We start from the raw sequence: 16,516 nt of genomic DNA, 5'->3' as shown, positions 1-16,516 counted from the left end.
TCTTCTGTTCCAAATACGTGGATAGCCTTGGCATTCTGAAGGCCTTCCTCTTGTAAGTGCTCTCGGAGTTTGTCCGGGTGATTTCGAAATCTTTCCAAAATAGGAATGGCACGGTAGCCGAGAAGTGGGTGGTCGAAGATGATTTGTCGCAATGGGCAAACGCTTTCGGTCCCAGGTTCTAGTTCCAAGAGAATTTCGAAGGGCCAGTCTGGCGCCTTACCAACCATATAAATCGGTTCTGCACCGCCGGCACCTCGGTGAAACGGTGAAGGTGGGAGGCCATCGCGCCCTTGTATTCCCACCAACCATCTGAAGAAACCAGTAGGTCCAGCTCTCAGGAATTGAGTCTCTACTCGATTGCCGAGCTCGTTATTGCATCGGGTGCAAAGTCTATTCTCTAAGAGCTCCATGCCCTCGAATCTTCCAAGAGCAATTGGGAGGTAATGTTCGGGCGAGAATTGCTGGTTGTGTGGTCCGGGGTAAATACAAGAGTTCATCACAGACTGCTCAAAAAGGCCATTTGGCAAGGCCGCAAGGAGTAGGGCGACTGAGGCGTACCCGAGGGGTACGTCGCAGGGAGAAACACGAATTAGAGCGCTGCTGGGGGGTGGCAGCCGCCGTTACGGCTCCACCACGACATCCACAAATGCCGGCAGACTATCCGCGCCTTTCTTATCCGTCACGCGGAGCTTGAAACGGTAGGTGCGTTTTTCGGAGACGGTTGGGGCGAGGAAGGAGGCTTCGGCGTTGTTCACATCCAGCAGGGGCACTTTGCTGCCGCGAATTTGGCTCCACGCGTAGTACAGGGCTTCGCCTTCCGGATCGCGACTTTTCAACCCATTCAATTTCACCTTCGTGCCGGCTTTCACTGTCTTGTTCGGTCCTGCATCTGCCATCGGCGGTTCGTTCGGCTCGTCGTTCACGGTCACGTTGATATCGAGCGAAGCCTGCTTGCCCCGATTGGTCACGGTCAGTGTCGCCTTGCCGTTGCCCACGATCTGCAACATGCCGTCGCTCAGGACTTTGATGACCGTGGAGTCGGAACTCTGGTAGCTGGTGCCGCTCGACGGCGTGGGGATCGGCCGCACGACTCCGTCGGCGAACTCGCCGACGACCGGCAGTTCGAAGATCTTGCCCATCGAATCGACATGGCCGAATGCCGATGATTGTCCGGCGCGCCCCAGTTGCAACGGCTTGTCGGTCTCGAAGTCGATCGTTTGCAGCGCCGCTTCCGGCTCGACCTTCACGATGACCTCGTCGAACACTGTCCGCGTTCCCAGGCGCCCGCGTGAGATTTCTGCTACGGCTAAGAGCCGCATCGGTCCCACGGCGTCTTTCGGGACTTTCAGGGCGCCGCCGAACGGCGGGGTCTGGTCGAATCCGGACGATAGGGCGGCGACTGCGACGACCGGCGCGCCGGTGATGCTGTCTTTGTGCGAATACTTATCGTCCGCCAGCTTGTCCTGTTGCGGCATGATCGAGGCGTCGGAGTCGTCCTGCTGCACGAGGGTCTCGGCCTGTTCTCCGTACCAGTAGTAGCGGACTTTCACGATGGCGGTGTCCGCGCCGAGATCGACGCTGGCTGTGACGGTCTGTCCGGATTGCACTGTGGCGCCGTCAGCCGGGGTGAGGATCTTGAAAGCCCATGCCTGACTGGCGCTGAAAAGGACAACCAGTGTGCAGAGACTGCTGCTCAGTCTGCGCGAGCACCGCTTCAGGTGTGACGTTTCACGAGCCATCGTTACCTCGTCAGATGGTAGGGGACGTCGGTGAGCACGACACGATCTTTGAACAGGAGCGAGGCCTTCAGCATCAGCGCGCGCTGATTGTGCAGGATGTTCTGCCACCAGCGGGCGGGGAGTATTTCAGGAACGACGACGGTGATCCAGCATTCCGGATCCTGCTGTCGCTGGTCCTCGATGTAGTCCAATAGCGATCCCAGGATGGAGCGATAGGGAGAGGGCACGACGATCAGCGGGATTCCTCCGCCCCACTGGGCCCATTTGATTTGGATCAGCGCGGTTTCCTCCTTGTCCACATCCACGAGGAGGGCGCGGATTTCTCCACCCCGGCTCCGCGCATAGTCCACGGCGCGGACGACGGAACGGTTCACGTTGCCGATGGGAATGATGACGATATTCCTGCGGGGACGGGGAGGCCTGACGTCCCGCGTCAGCGCGACCTGTTCGGACACGGCCTTATAATGTGTCCGGATCCCCCGGAACATGACAATCAACAGCGCCACCAGGAGGAAAACGATCCAGGCGCCCTGCATGAATTTGGTGCTGGCGATAATGACGGTGGCGATGCCGGTCGTCACCGCGCCGACTCCGTTGACCACCAGCTTTTTGCGCCAATGCAGCCCTCGCTTGGCGAGCCAGCGCCTGACCATGCCGGCTTGCGACAAGGTAAACGACACGAACACGCCGATGGCATAGAGCGGAATCAGCGCATGGGTATCGCCGTGAAAGATGACGAGGAGCAGGCAGGCAAGAAACCCGAGGATCAGGATGCCGTTGGAAAACACCAATCGGTCGCCGAATGAGGCCATCTGGTGCGGCATGAATCCGTCGCGGGCCAGGATCGACGATAGATGCGGGAAGCCCGCGAAGGCGCTATTGGCCGCCAGGACGAGGAGCAGCATCGTGCTGATCTGGACGGTGTAATAAATCGCGCCGGAGCCGAAGGTGAGGCGGGCGAGTTGCGACACCACCGTTTCATCGGCCTTGGCGAGAATCCCATAATGGTAGGCCATCCAGCTGATCCCCATAAAGAGAAAGGCCAGAATGCCGGACATCCAGATCATCGTGGTCGCGGCGTTTTTCGATTCCGGCGCACGGAAGGCTTTGACACCGTTGGAGATAACTTCCATGCCGGTTACGGCCGAGCAGCCGGCGGCAAAGGCGCGGAGGACCAGGAAGAGGGTGATCCCCTCCATGGTTCCGGCCGTCTCGGCTGGCGGGGTAGCGGGAGAGGCTCCCGGATTCATCAACGACTGTACGGTGCCCAGCACCACCAGCAGGCCCAGGGCCACGATCGCGAAGTAGGTCGGAATGGCGAAAAACTTTCCCGATTCCCGCACACCGCGCAGGTTCATGACCACGATAAACAGAATCGCGAACAAGCCCAGCGCTTCCCGGTGGGGAAAGAGAACGGGGATGGCTGAGGTGAGCGCCGCGACGCCGGCCGCCACGCTGACGGCCACGGTCAGGATGTAGTCGATCATCAAGGCTCCGGCAGCGATCAGTGCCGGCAGTTCCCCCAGGTTACTGCGTGCGACAATGTAGGCGCCGCCGCCCTCCGGGTACTCATAAATGATCTGGCGGTAGGAGATGGTCAGGACCACCACTAAGAAGAGGATGGCGAGGCTGACGGGAATGGACCAGGCTACGGCGGCAGTCCCCGCGAGGATGAGCACCAGCAGGATTTCTTCGGTGGCGTAAGCGACGGAGGATATGGCGTTGGAGGAAAAGATGGCCAGGGCCAGGGTCTTGGAAAGCCGTTCGTGCGCCGCTTGAGCGGTCTTCAGAGGGTCGCCGACCAGCCAACGTTTTACGATCATGCGCGCATTATCTCACAATCCAGGGAAGGAGGAAAAAGATGAGGGCCTAGTTCGGGGTAGGCCGAAATACCCAGGCGCCGTCTTTGGGAGATCCCCCTTCTCGTCAAGATGATGCGTGATGGCATGACCGGCCGGATTGACCGATGCCGGGCAGATTGGCCTGGCGGGAGATGAAGGTCGTGTGGTCCGTCTCCCTCGAGTCGGGCACCGTCATCGACCGACTGACGGGCGGGGGGTGCAATCTCGTTTGAGCCGGCAATCCATTGTGCCCGGCAGCGACGGGTGCGAGTGTCCAAAGGGGTTGACATAGACTTTTAAGTTCAGTATCGTGCGGCCTCCCTGAGGCGGAATCTGTCGTCTTCGCCTGTCATCTGGAGGACGGAGTGCCTATGTAAGCAGCGTTATCTTCACAACTCGTATTTCAATTTTTGTTTCCGCACCGTTCATCATAACAAGGAGGCCGGTCCATGTTATCTTGTACAGCACGGGTGAGTGTACCTACCCGTATGCTTGGCGTGATGGCAGCGGTAGCCCTATTCGGGGCTCCGCTGGCATCGGCTGAGACTGCCAGCCATGGCGGTCACGCGGCACCGCAAGTCGCGATGACCCATCAACTGCCCGCCTGGGCAGAACAACTCAAAGGTCAAACGATCGTCGAAGACGCGATGTCCGGAAAGGGCGAGCGCTCTGCGATGGTCGAGCAGCAGCACCAACGCATCATGGAGCATATGACCCATGATCCGCAGGTGCAGGGTGTCAACACGGGCATGTACAACACCCAGTCCATGATGCACCAGTACGGGGCGGGCGGGCAGGACATGCTGTTGGTGTCCGATCCGCGCGTCGAGCCGGTGGCCATGACAGGCGGCGGCAAGTGCCCCGCGACGGCGCCGGTCAAGCAGTACAACGTGTCCGCGATCAACGTCGAGATCACCTTGAATCAGTGGCTCGATTTCTATCCCGGCTACATGTACGTGCTCGATGAGAATCTCGACCAGGTGCGCGCGGAAGAATCGAAGAACAAGGAAGCGCGGGAGAAGGAAGGCTTCGATCCCGGAGCCGTCATTCCCGGCGTGCAGGCCCAGTGGATTCAGCCGTTGACCATTCGCGCCAACCAGGGCGATTGCGTCAAGATCAAGCTGAGCAATAAGCTCGAAGGCGGCGAGGAAGTCAGCCTTCATATCCATGGTTCAGCCACGGTGGTGAGCGCCACCGGCGCGGCCGCCACCACGACGAACCCAGACACGATCGCCACGAAGGACAAGGCGGTCGAGCTCGAGTGGTACATCCACCCGAACACCCAGGAAGGCGTCCGGCAGTTCCACACCTACAGCAACGATCGCGAGCTGACGGTGATGGGCATGTTCGGCTCCTTCGTCGTTGAGCCTCGCGGATCCTCCTACTGGGAGGCGCTGGGCAGCGGTGAAGCGACCCCGGCCAGCAGCGGCTGGCAGGTCATGATCAAGAACGGCACAGGACCGGACTTCCGCGAATTCGTGCTCTACTATCACGAAGTCGGCGACGAAGCCTTCCGCCCGCTCAATAAGAAGGGCGACTTCCTGCCGCAGCGCGATCCGCTGACCGATGCCTATCGTCCGGGTGGCCGCGCGATCAACTATCGCAGCGAACCGTTCGGCATCAATAATATGCACGTGCAGCACGAGTACTTCGGGTTCGAGGACGAGTCGATGGGCTACAGCTCCTATACCTTCGGCGATCCGTCGCCGACGATTCCTCGTTCCTACATGGGCGACCCGGCGAAGTTCCGCCTGGTCCACGGCGGTTCCGAAGTGTTCCACTCGCACCATCCGCACGGAGGGACGATCCGGTGGCCGCGCAGCCCGCGGGCGATCGACGATATGAACCTCTGGGCGACCAGCACCAACGGTCCGGTCAAGTATCCGGTCATCCGCGCCAAGACCGACCGCGTGGACGTCGAGGTCATCGGCCCGTCCGAGTCTCTCGACCTCGAAACCGAGTGCGGTTCCGGTCTCTGCCAGCAGCTGGCCGGCGACTTCCTCTTCCACTGCCACGTCGCGCACCATTATGTGGCGGGAATGTGGGGCTACTGGCGCGTGTACAACACGATTCAGCAGGGCGACCTGCGGAACGACGTGATGCCGGATCTCCGCGAGTTGCCGGATCGCAAGGGGCGTATCAAGGCTCCGATTTCGTCCGACAAGCTCGTCGGGCAGACCGTCGATTGGTTCGGCAAGCAGTTCACGATTACCGATAAGGGCAAGAGCAACTGGAAGACCAACCCGGCCGTGATCAACGTCAAGGATTGGGTGGCGATGCAGTTGCCGACGATGGGCAAGCCCGGTCACAAGGATGACGAGAAGGGGCAGACCCAGTCGTATGACGCCACGGTGCTGGATTGGACCTGGAACGGCAACGTGGCGATGAGCGAAAAGGAAAGCGAGATCGATAATCCCAAGTACAAGTCCACCCATCCGGGCAAGCGGCACCCGATCATGTTCGAGCCGTTGACCGGAAAGGTGGCCTGGCCGCATCTGACGCCGCACTTCGGTCGGCGCGTGATGTTCTCGCCGAACCACGTCGGCGCGCCCTGGTTGGAGATGATCCGCCGGGATGCCAACGGGGACGAGAGCGTCGATCAGGCGCTTCCCGGAGAAAACGGCGTATGGAGCCTCTGCCCGGAGAATGCCGGACGGAAGCACTACAACGTCCACTTCGTGAAGATGCCGATCAAGATTGCCAAGGCACAGGGGAAAGAGCCGCCCGTGATCGATCCGAACGGCTTGATCTATGTGCTGCATGAAGAAGAGGCGGCCATCCGTGCCAACGACGACCTGAAGTATCCGCTGGTCGTGCGCGGCAACATTTATGACTGTCTCGATTGGACGTTGACCAGCGAATGGGACGACGACGACTACACGAATTTCCAGTCGTCGAAGATCAATACCCATTGGCATTTCCTGCAGTTCGACAACCAGGCGTCGGACGGCGTCATCACCGGTTTCTCCTATGAGCAGTCGGTGCGGCCGTTCACGATGCTGGAGAAAAAGAATCCGAAGGGTCTTCCGGCCCCGATGAACACGGTGTTGACGGGCGCGGTCAAGAAGGGCGCGACCAGCATCTCCGTGAAGAACGCGAAGCAGTATCACGAGGGCACCCTCATCATGGTGGGCGCCGATAACGTGAAGGGCAATGAAATCTCCCGCATCAAGGCGATCAAGGGCAACCAGATCACCCTGGCGAAGGGGTTGAAGAACGATCATCCGGCGAACGACATCGTGACGGTGGAGTTCGTCCGGCAGCGGTTCTGGGTCGATGCGGACGTGGGGACCGTGTTCTGGCACGACCATGCGTTCGGCGCGACCACCTGGCCGCACGGCGGGTTCGGCACGTTCATCGCCGAGCCGGTCGGGTCGACCTATCATGATCCGAAGACCGGCAAGGAAGTGCGGAGCGGCCCCATCGCCGACATCCGGACCGTCGAGCCGGTGGGTTATGGCGTGAACAACAGCTTCCGTGAGTTGATGGTGCAGGTGCACGACACCGTGCCGCACACCGTCAACGTCGTGACCGCGGGCAATCCTCCAGGGCAGCCGATCGAAGTGGCGCTTGAGGCCGGAAAGACCGTGTCGTTCATGATGCCGGACAAGATCTACATGACGCCGATGCCGTTCTTGAATGGTGGTACGCACACCACCGGCAGCGGGTTGAACTTCAGGGCGGCCCCGATCGCGCAGCGGTTGGCGACCAATCCTGATTCGTCGCAGATCTTCAACAGCAACATTCACGGCGATCCGTACACGCCGACCTTGAGGGCCTACGTGGGGGACACGATGGTGTTCCGTCTCCTGCACACCCTCATGAACGAGTCGATGGTCTGGACGATCTCCGGCCATACGTTCCTGTCGGAGCGGTATGCCGGTGACGCCAATCGCAAGAACTCGATCCATATCGGTATCGCGGAGCGCTACGATCTCGTGGTGCCGCAGGCCGGCGGATCCCGTTTGCAGGCCGGCGACTATATCCACTTCAACGGCCGCTCCTCGAAGTTCTCCGAGGGCGGATGGGGTATCATTCGCGTGTACGACAAGGAGCAGGCGGATCTGAAGAAGCTTCCAGCCGGCTTCTCGAACAAGGGCGAAATTCCCCAGGCGTTGCCGGTCTGTCCGGCGGATGCCCCGGTGAAGTCGTTCAACGTGGTGGCTTTGGATTATCCGTCCATGAAGTTCAACGCGAAGGCGCCTGAGACCATCGAGGTGGACTTCGAGCGGAAGATCCTCATGACCAACCCGGAAGCGAAGATCTATGCCTTGGAGGAAGATACGGCCAAGGTGGCCAGCGGTGCGCAACCGATGCCGCTGACGCTTCGCGTCAACGTGGGCGATTGCGTGAAGGTGAATCTGAAGAACAAGATGAAGGCCAGCAAGGCCTCCTTCTCGGCCATCGGGTTGTCCTTTGACCCGAAGGAGTCGATGGGTGCCAACATCGGCATGAACCAGGGCGATCAGACGATCGCTCCGGGCGGCGAACGCACCTATACCTACTATGCGGATCCGTTCAATGGCGAGACGACCTCGTTGGTGTGGGATTGGGGCAACGCGATGACCAATCCGCGCAACGGGCTGTTCGGCGCCATCGTGGTGGGTCCGAAGGGTGCCAAGTATCGCGATCCGAAGACCGGTGCCGATTTGACGAACAAGAATGCCTGGGCGGCCGACGTGATCCTCGATCACTCGTTGCCCGGCATGGAAAACCGGCCGAACTATCGTGACGTGGCGTTGTTCTTCCAGGACGAAGACAACATCATCGGCACGAGCTTCATGCCCTATGTGCAGAACGTGGCGGGTCTCACCGGCGTGAACTACCGGTCGGAGCCGTACAAGTTCCGTGAAGAGCAGGGCTGCTCGCTGGGCAAGGTGTTCCAGCCTTGCAAGGCGGACAAGCCCGAGGATCCCGCGACGCCTCTCATCGAGGCGCATGCCGGCGATCCTGTGCGGATTCACGTGCTGGGTGTGAGCAACGAGCAGAACGGCATGTTTAGCGTCGAGAAGCACGAGTGGCCGATTGAGCCGTTCATGCGCGGCGCGGATCAGATCAGTGTCGTGGAGTTCTCCGGCTCTGAGACGATCGATGCCTTTATCCCCTCTGCGGGCGGTCCGTATCGTCTGCCGGGTGACTACGTGTACAGCAACCAGCGGTTGCCGTACTCCCAGTCCGGTCAGTGGGGCTATGTGCGGGTGTTGCCGTCCGGTGATCAGCGGTTGTTGCCGCTGCACGGCGCGGCAGCCGGGATGAAGAGCGCATCGGCTGACCAGCCGTCGCTGGCGATCCCGGTGTCAGCGAAGTAATCTCCTGCGTTCCGCCTTGCGGCGGGATGCACGGGCGATAGGGAAGGGGGAGGCCGAAAGGCTTCCCCCTTTTTCTTTCTGGCGGCCTTTTGATACGATGCGCCTGCTGAAAATGTTCACTTCCGCAGGGAGGTTCCTACGGTGAATGCTCATACGGGTCTGAAGCGCAAAAACAACGGGACGATGGCGGCCCTCTGGCTGCTGGTCATGGCCGTGGGTGTCACCCCGGCGCTGGCCTATGATGTAGTTGATGTACAGCATGGCGGATCGATCGAAGGGGTGGTGAAGCTGACTGGCGCGATTCCTGAACCTAAGGGCTTCAACCTGATTACGTTTCCCGATCCTGCCTATTGCGGACGCATCTCGAACGGTCGAGGGTGGCGCCTGCTTCGCGATTTTGTGGTAGGTCCCAACGCTGGCTTAAAGGACGCGATCGTCCTGCTAGAAGGGGTGGAGTCCGGAAAACCGTTTGAAATGTCGGTGCCGTTGATCGAGGCGCGGGATTGTCTGTTTCAGCCGTTCATGACCGTTGTGAGAAATGGCCATGCGGTGGAAGTCATCAACATGGATCCCGTCATGCACGACATTCAAGGCTATGAAACCTCGTTGGAAGCGGGAGCGAGGACCTTGTTCAATACTCCGTTGGTCATGAATCACCAGCATCACCGGGGCGATATTCATGCCCTGCATAATCATGCGCCTGGCGCTTCCCTGGTCGGTCCAGTGTATCTGAATAAAGGGCGCCGGACATTTTATATGCAGTGCGGGTTTCATGCTTATATGGAAAGTTGGGCGATGGCGGTGAACAACCCCTACTATGCGCTTACCGATAGCACGGGCGCTTTCAAAATCGAGAACATCCCGCCGGGGACCTATCAGATGGTGGTGTGGCATCCACAGACCGGTCCAGGTTTGACGAAGATGGTGACGGTTCAGGCGGACGGCAAGATCCAGGAGCAGTTCTCGCTGCAGGCCCCTCAAGGGAACCGTTCCGCCTACAAGGTGATGGATAATCCCCGTTTCGGTCCGGAGTCCTTGGGCTACTCGATCGATATCCAGCCGCTTGTGGAACATCAACATTGAGCGTTTTCCCCGTCACCCATCGCCTGTGGGGGCACGGACGATCGGTCTGCCTTGCGCTTTCGCTCCTGGCAGGCATCACCATCAGCCCTGCCTGGGGTGCTGACTCGGCGGCGCCGGCTGTCGAGTTCTCCGGCACCCTCATCAAGCAAGTCGAGGGCCGGCGGCACCAGGCGCAGGTATTTGTGAAGGGTGACCGGATCCGTCTGGAGTATAAGTACGCCATCAAGACCGATTACGGGTATGCCGCGATTGAGATTATTCGCCTGGACAAAGCCGAAACCTGGTATCTTCTCGCGCAGCGGAAGGAGCTGCTGGTCACGCCGGTGGATGTCGATGATGTGCTGCCGGTTCGACCCGCGCTGCCGGGCGAAAAAGAACGGGTGTTAGTCGGAGATGCGACGGCGGTGGGGCGCGCGGCGCAATTGTTCGAGGTCCGTACGGATCGGCACGGGCGTGTCGAGCGGTTCTTCGAATGGGTCGATGTGGAAGCGGGCATTGTCTTGAAGCTGGTGAGTCGCGACCGGGATTGGTCGGTCGAGTACGAACGGATTCGCCTCTCTCCTCAGCCGGACTACTATTTCGACGAACCACACGGATATAAAAGACGACCGAGCCCCGCAGGGCCCAGGGTTCAAGGGTAACGGGGCGGCAAGGAACATCGATGACACGAAGGATTCTGAAACAGGGCGGAATGGCGGTCGCGGGCCTTCTGTGGGTGCTCGCATGGATGAGCCCCCCCGCACCCATGGCGGGGGCGTCGGCCGTTCCAAGGGAGGCCCAGGCTGCGTTTGAGAAAAAGGCGTATCAGCAGGCGCTTGATGAACTGGCCAAGCTCGACAAGGAAAGAAGCGCCGCTCCTGATGTCAGGCGCCTTAAGATTCGGTCGCTGATCAACATTGGGAAGCCGAAAGAGGCGTTGGATGAGTACGGTCTGCTGACCCAGTCTCTCAAGCGCGATGATGAGCTGGTCCTGCGCGAGGTGGCGCTCGGCATGATCGTGGTCCTCGTGAAGGATATGCGCGAACAGATGCGCGGGGCTGCCTATACAGCTCTGAAGGAGATCGACTCGGCTGACGCGGTGCCGTTTTTTGAAGACGGGTTGAGCGATGGGTCTGCGCCAGTTCGCGCGTTGGCGGTCGAAGGGCTGGGCCGCACTGAGGCCGGACGTAAGTCGAAAAAGCTGCGCGGGGCACTGGAGGATCCGGCTGGCGAGGTGAAGGCGCGAGTTGTCAAAGCGCTCGGACGGTCAGGCGATCATTCGGTGCTCCCGCTTATCGAAACGGCGGCGAAGGATGAACTGTCCCCTGTGCGGATTGCCGCGTACGCGGCGCTTATCAGGTTGGGAAAGAAAGAGGCCTGGGAAGATTTGCGAAAGGCCGCTGATGCGGCCAACCCGGACGATCGAACCGATGCCATACGGGCGATGGCCGACCTCAAGGATCAGCGGGGCGCCCCATTATTTATGGAGTTGCTGACCTACAGCCAGCCGTCTGTGCGGGGAATCGCGGCCAGAGGGTTGGGGCAACTGGGAAGGAAAGAGGCCCGCGAGAAGATTGAGCTTTTATTGAAAGATCCGATTCCGGGGGTGCGTGAATCCGCCGTGTCGAGTCTGGCCGATCTGCACAGCGTCGAATCGGTGCCGGCCATCTCGCTGCTGTTGAGCGATGGGCAGATGACGGTACGGGCGGCGGCCGTGGCGTCGTTGCTTCAGCTCGGCCAACCCTTTGAGACGGTGGTCGAGACGGCCCGAGCGCTGGCGCAGCAGAGCGATACGGCGGCCCGTGCCTCGATTGCGTTTGCACTAGGGAAGGCGAGTAAGCCGAATGCGAAAGCGGCAGTCTCATTTCTGGGCAGCCTCACGGCGGATCCGCTTCCGGGCCCCAAGATCGTCGCCCTCCGTTCATTGGGTCACATCGGAGATCGCGAGCTGATTCCCCTGATGAAAGATAGTATGCAGGACACGAACGAGGCGGTTCGGGCAACCGCGGCAGGAGCGCTGTTGCATCTGCTTCAATTGAAACCGTAGCGGCAGTTGTGGGGGTGTGTGCCCTCTTGTTTACGATTGACAGCGTGCGGTAGACTTTTATATACATACTCGGTCCAGATCAGCCTCGCCAGCACGATAGCGACTGAGTACACCAGAGAGGAAACGATCCCCTCCATTTTCTCTCGCGAGGCCGGTGGGAGGAGGGAATACCCTTTGAAAAAACAGGGGCGGTTAGTTAATCACAAGGAGGCAGTCACATGAAGAAGGGTGCGTTATCAGTTGTGTTCGGTGCGGCCGCAGTGGCGTTCATTGCAGCGCCGTTGGCCGCAAATGCCGGCGGAACCATTGCCGGGAAGGTTACGTATGCCGGGAAGTCTGAGCAGAAGGAATTCTCCTTCGCGAAGTTCCCGAATCCGAAGTTCTGCCCGAAGAACCCCAACAAGAGCCTGATGGACGGCGATAAGCGCTTCTTGAAGACCATCGAGGTGGGCAAGGATGGTGGTCTGAAGGGTGCGGTTGTGGCTGTGGTCGATATCGAAGACAAGGCGTTCATGGACTCCTATGCGGGCACGGATGTCGTGGCCGAATTCTGCGAATTCCTCCCGTACACGGGCGTGGTGGTCAACAATAAGAACTTCCGCGCCGTGAACAACGATGCCGATCCTGACGACCCCAAGTCGGTTGCGGGCGTGCTTCACAACCCGCACAGCTTTACCGTGAAGGGCTCCACCTCGGCGACCGGTTTCAACATCGGTCTCGCCAAGAAGGGTGACAAGCTCGAGAAGCCGGTGACCTTCCGCGGCGGCGCCGAAAAGGAAGGCTATTATCGGTTGCAGTGCGACCAGCATGAGTTCATGCAGTCCTTCTTCCTCCCGGTGTCAAATGCGCACTACGCAGTGGTGAAGGAAGACGGTTCGTTCGAGATCAAGGATGTCCCGGCCGGCAAGCACAAAGTGGTCGCCTGGCACCCCTTTGCCGCCAAGGGCAAGAAGATTGAGTTTGAGGTGGAAGTGGCGGACGGCGGAACCGCGAACCTCAAGGCTGAGATCAAGTAAGTTTTCTTTTCCGTCGGCGAGGTCACTCGCCTCATAGAGGGCAGCGGAGCAATCCGCTGCCCTTTGTGTTTCTGCCGGTCGTTCACTGCACCCGGCTGCCTTGCCTTTCACTTTCTGAACTGGGTAAGATGCCTAAATTTTAAGCTCGTCAGGCTCAAGGGGATTGGTGTGTCACGGGAACTCTCGCTCGCGGAAATCTTTCAGCTCGGCTACTACTGGGAAACCAAAATCCTTCTGACGGCGGTCCGTCTGGACGTCTTTTCCGCGCTGGATGGCAAGCGGAAGACGGTCGGAGAGATTGCTGCCAGGCTTGGCGCGCACGAACAGACGCTGAGTCTCTTGCTCAACGCGTTGGTGGCGATGCGCCTTCTGAGCAAGGAAGGGGACATCTATGGGAATTCAGCGGCAGCTGCCACCCATTTGGTGCGCCATGCTCCCCAATATATCGGGCATCTTCTGTTGCTGCATGATGCAGAATGGGAGAACTGGGGCAAGCTGGAACAGACCATAAAGACCGGGCAGCGGGCAGTCGACCGTCATGTGTTTGAAACCGATCCCGAACTCGGCGGCAATGTGCTGGCCGTGTTGCATCGAATCGGCCAGCAGAGCGGACCCGATTTTGCCAAGCGTCTCCAGCTGACGGGGCCGGTGCGAATGTTGGACTTGGGAGGCGGGGCAGGGACTAATGCCATCGCCTTCTGCCGGGTCTATCCTGATTTGACGGCGACGGTGTTTGATCTGCCCGCTACTCTGCGACTGACCGAGCGAACGGTGAAAGAGGCGGGGCTGGAGTCGCGGATTTCGCTCCACCCCGGGAATTTCAACCAGGATCCATTGGGCGGGCCCTACGATGTCGCTCTCATGTCGGACATTCTGCATTATCAGGATTTCGAGACGAATGCGGCGCTGGTGAAAAGGGTTTTCACGCACCTTGCGCCGGGGGGACGGTTGGTGATTAAGGATCGCTTTCTTGATGAGGCGGGGACCGGTCCGGCCTGGACCACGGCCTTCGCGGTTCACATTTTGGTCAACACCCAGCAGGGCGGTTGCTATAAGACCGGCGATGCGATCCAGTGGATGACGACGGCCGGGTTTGCGTCTGCGACCGAGTTGGAACGGACTGCCGTGGTGCAGGGCATCAAAGGATAAAAGGTAACAGCATTCATGGACTGGTTACGCAATCCGGGCTTCTTCGGCACGCATGCCACCGTCGGCGCCGACCTGAGTCAGCTGATGGCCACGCTCTTCACGGCGCTCTTCGTGATCGGATGGATTCAGGCAAAGCAGAAACAGGCGCATGCCCATCACTGGCTGATGCTGGGCGGCATGATCGCGATGTTGAGTTTCTTCGTCGCCTATTATCTTTTCCGCCAGCTCGGGGTCCTGGCATTCGAAGGGAAGGAAGGGTTCGGCGGCTCGCAGGCGCTCTATGATTATGTCTTTATACCCATCCTGACGCTCCACATTATTCTTGTGATTATCGGGTTGGTGATGGCGGTCTACATGATCGTCCTCGGATTCCGGTCCCAGCAAGTGGTGGACGGGATGCGATCGCTCAAGGAGTCGCTCCTGCTGACATCCTGGCGGAAGGTGGGCGTCATCTTCGGGGCGGTGACGGCTGTGGTGGCGCTGTTATTCCTCTCCCGGGTGGCGACGGCTGGATTTTCAATGAGAAAGCTTGAGGTCTATCTCGGCCTGCTTGTCCTCGTGGCGTTTGTCTTTTCGATCGAGATGACGATCCAGCGGATCTGGCCGAACGGCGCGCGGCGGCATCGGGCACTCGGCCTGTTCACGATGATCATTTATTGCGTGTTGTTCATCACGGGGACCACCACCTACGCGATGCTCTATATCTTTTACCCCGGCAAGATCGGCTGAGCGATGTTGACGTGCGGCTGCGGGCGCTGGATGCACACCGAGGGAGTCGAGGAGCGAACCTACGAGGACGGCTTGCCGCAGTGGTTCGTGCGCTCCGAGTGCCGGGGCTGCGGGCTGAAAGTCGGGGTGGATTTGCCTGCCGGCCAGATGGGCGGGCTGATCGATCGGTTGACCTGGACGGATGAGGCGCTGCATCGGCTGGATCGGATGCCGCCGTATCTGGCCCCGCTTGTTCGGGAGGAAGTGGAGCAGGATGTGCGAGCGCGCGGCGAGCGCGTGGTCGCCTATGACACCTTGCTGCGCCCTCGGACCGGCGAGCGGATTGTGTGGGATCCTGAAGCCGAACGGCGTCTGGACAACGTGCCGGCTCCGGTACGGGCGATGGCCCGTGTGGAGCTGGAACGAACGGCCGCAGAACGGGGAAGCGCCAGAATCACCGTCTCCTTGATGGAAGAAGTGAAGGCGAAGTACTTTGGAATGGGCGCGCAGAAGGCGTGATGAGTGATCTGTGATTGGTGATGAGCGAAGAAGATTGCACGTCACTCGGCACGCATCACTGGTGTTGTAATGTTGCATCGGATGGCATTGCGAGTGTTGCCCAGTCTGGCGCTGGCCGTCACTGAGGAGTCGGTCCGTAAGACCAAGCGGATCGTCATGTTCGTCCCCGGTCTCGTGGCGTTCGGCGTGTACCGGCTGGCGAAGCATCTGCTGCCGTTGACGGAGCCGGTTGTGTTGTTGGCGGTCAGCGGTATAGTGGCGATGGTGACGGCGCTGCTGGCCTATCGGGTAGGACGTGGAACCGGTTGGCGGGACATTCTGCAAGCCGATAGCCGTCGTCTGCTCGGCTGGTTGGCCGGCTGGATCGGGTTTGTATACGGGATTCAGTTGTCGCTGCTCGTGCTGGCGCTGCTCTGGCTGGTCGGGTACGACTATCTGAAACATCCGGATGGCCCTGCCATGATGGCGATCATCATTTCCTGCACGGCGGTGGCACGGGATGCGTTTGAAATCGGGCATGTGCGGAAAGTGGCCGTGCTGGGGCGGCCGTTTCCGACGTTTCCTGATGGCACGGAGCTTCGCGCGATGTTGGGCCCTCAGGCGGCGCAACTCGGCCCGTGGGTTGCAGCCGGTCTGGTGATCGGCGCGATAGGGGCAGCGTTCGGCAGTTTTGCGTCGGATCACCAGGTGGCCGCAGTCATCCAGTTGGCCGGCGTGACGGTGCTGGGTGGTGCGGTGGCCCTCTGTGCCTATTTCGGCGGGCTCCGTCCTACCGCTTCGTGGGCGCAAGCGCTCATGCAGACGAAGCCCGGCGAGCTGTTGAAGTATTGGTGGTGGCCTGGGCTGGCCTTCGCGTCGACCTATTATCTGGTTGCGGCGGGATTCGTGATCTTTCTGATAAGGCAGCCGGGCTTGCCCGCTCCCTATGCGGTGGTGAGTGGCGGGGCCGTGACGGCCATGATGGCGTTGTATTGTTACTATCTCGGATACCGGCGTCATGTCGAGGAAGCCCAAGGGCAAGGGCTCTCATCCGCGTTGCTCCGTTGTCCGTTTGTCATGGGAATTCTGGGGAAGACTATCGGCGGCACGGCTCCGGTCTCTGCTGCCCCTGGTTCAAAGGCGTAAG

General features: G+C 60.0%; 11 protein-coding genes. 9 read left to right on the top strand and 2 right to left on the bottom strand.

Annotated features, from left to right (window positions below; translation table 11 throughout):
* Positions 1-620 precede the first annotated feature (620 nt).
* Together ACO9S2_RS03770 and ACO9S2_RS03765 are read right to left on the bottom strand one after the other, a co-directional pair.
* Positions 621-1,739: a PKD domain-containing protein gene (locus tag ACO9S2_RS03770; RefSeq protein ID WP_423720575.1), complete on the bottom strand. Its 1,119-nt coding sequence runs from the start codon at positions 1,737-1,739 to the stop codon at positions 621-623.
* 2 nt (positions 1,740-1,741) lie between these two features.
* Positions 1,742-3,562 (bottom strand): APC family permease, encoded by a 1,821-nt coding sequence (locus tag ACO9S2_RS03765; protein WP_423720574.1) that lies wholly within the window; start codon positions 3,560-3,562, stop codon positions 1,742-1,744.
* A 518-nt stretch (positions 3,563-4,080) separates the two neighbouring features.
* On the opposite strand from ACO9S2_RS03765, the gene ACO9S2_RS03760 reads away from it, so the two are divergent.
* From ACO9S2_RS03760 to ACO9S2_RS03720, 9 genes are all read left to right on the top strand, one after another.
* The gene (locus tag ACO9S2_RS03760; protein WP_423720573.1) at positions 4,081-8,889 is read left to right on the top strand and encodes a multicopper oxidase domain-containing protein; all 4,809 of its coding nucleotides are present in this window, start codon (positions 4,081-4,083) and stop codon (positions 8,887-8,889) included.
* A gap of 141 nt (positions 8,890-9,030) precedes the next feature.
* Positions 9,031-9,972 (top strand): carboxypeptidase regulatory-like domain-containing protein, encoded by a 942-nt coding sequence (locus ACO9S2_RS03755; protein WP_423720572.1) that lies wholly within the window; start codon positions 9,031-9,033, stop codon positions 9,970-9,972.
* Positions 9,969-10,613 carry a hypothetical protein gene (locus ACO9S2_RS03750; protein WP_423720571.1) on the top strand — a complete coding sequence of 215 codons (645 nt, stop codon included), beginning with the start codon at positions 9,969-9,971 and terminating at the stop codon, positions 10,611-10,613. The genes ACO9S2_RS03755 and ACO9S2_RS03750 overlap by 4 nt, the downstream gene beginning before the upstream one ends.
* 20 nt (positions 10,614-10,633) lie before the next feature.
* Positions 10,634-11,998, top strand: a complete 1,365-nt coding sequence (locus ACO9S2_RS03745) for a HEAT repeat domain-containing protein (protein ID WP_423720570.1) — start codon at positions 10,634-10,636, stop codon at positions 11,996-11,998.
* Between the two features lie 218 nt (positions 11,999-12,216).
* Positions 12,217-13,014, top strand: a complete 798-nt coding sequence (locus ACO9S2_RS03740) for a hypothetical protein (protein ID WP_423720569.1) — start codon at positions 12,217-12,219, stop codon at positions 13,012-13,014.
* A 168-nt stretch (positions 13,015-13,182) separates the two neighbouring features.
* Complete coding sequence (locus ACO9S2_RS03735; protein ID WP_423720567.1) at positions 13,183-14,163, top strand: methyltransferase; 981 nt, start codon at positions 13,183-13,185, stop codon at positions 14,161-14,163.
* 15 nt (positions 14,164-14,178) lie between these two features.
* The gene (locus tag ACO9S2_RS03730; RefSeq protein WP_423720566.1) at positions 14,179-14,892 is read left to right on the top strand and encodes a DUF420 domain-containing protein; all 714 of its coding nucleotides are present in this window, start codon (positions 14,179-14,181) and stop codon (positions 14,890-14,892) included.
* 30 nt (positions 14,893-14,922) lie between these two features.
* On the top strand, positions 14,923-15,390 hold the full coding sequence (locus tag ACO9S2_RS03725; protein ID WP_423720565.1) for a PCP reductase family protein: 468 nt from the start codon (positions 14,923-14,925) through the stop codon (positions 15,388-15,390).
* Positions 15,391-15,471: 81 nt separating this feature from the next.
* The gene (locus ACO9S2_RS03720) at positions 15,472-16,515 is read left to right on the top strand and encodes a hypothetical protein (RefSeq protein WP_423720563.1); all 1,044 of its coding nucleotides are present in this window, start codon (positions 15,472-15,474) and stop codon (positions 16,513-16,515) included.
* The last annotated feature ends 1 nt before the right edge of the window (position 16,516 follow it).

It is taken from the genome of Nitrospira sp. NS4, from assembly GCF_049546785.1.
Lineage (GTDB): Bacteria > Nitrospirota > Nitrospiria > Nitrospirales > Nitrospiraceae > Nitrospira_D.
This window is presented reverse-complemented; position numbering and strand designations above follow the sequence as displayed.

Excerpts from the sequence above, each read along its gene's own strand:
- ACO9S2_RS03770 (WP_423720575.1), bottom strand. The coding sequence starts at position 1,739 with ATGGCTCGTGAAACGTCACACCTGAAGCGGTGCTCGCGCAGACTGAGC.
- ACO9S2_RS03765 (WP_423720574.1), bottom strand. The coding sequence starts at position 3,562 with ATGATCGTAAAACGTTGGCTGGTCGGCGACCCTCTGAAGACCGCTCAA.
- ACO9S2_RS03760 (WP_423720573.1), top strand. The coding sequence starts at position 4,081 with ATGGCAGCGGTAGCCCTATTCGGGGCTCCGCTGGCATCGGCTGAGACT.
- ACO9S2_RS03745 (WP_423720570.1), top strand. The coding sequence starts at position 10,634 with ATGACACGAAGGATTCTGAAACAGGGCGGAATGGCGGTCGCGGGCCTT.
- ACO9S2_RS03740 (WP_423720569.1), top strand. The coding sequence starts at position 12,217 with ATGAAGAAGGGTGCGTTATCAGTTGTGTTCGGTGCGGCCGCAGTGGCG.
- ACO9S2_RS03730 (WP_423720566.1), top strand. The coding sequence starts at position 14,179 with ATGGACTGGTTACGCAATCCGGGCTTCTTCGGCACGCATGCCACCGTC.
- ACO9S2_RS03725 (WP_423720565.1), top strand. The coding sequence starts at position 14,923 with ATGCACACCGAGGGAGTCGAGGAGCGAACCTACGAGGACGGCTTGCCG.
- ACO9S2_RS03720 (WP_423720563.1), top strand. The coding sequence starts at position 15,472 with ATGGCATTGCGAGTGTTGCCCAGTCTGGCGCTGGCCGTCACTGAGGAG.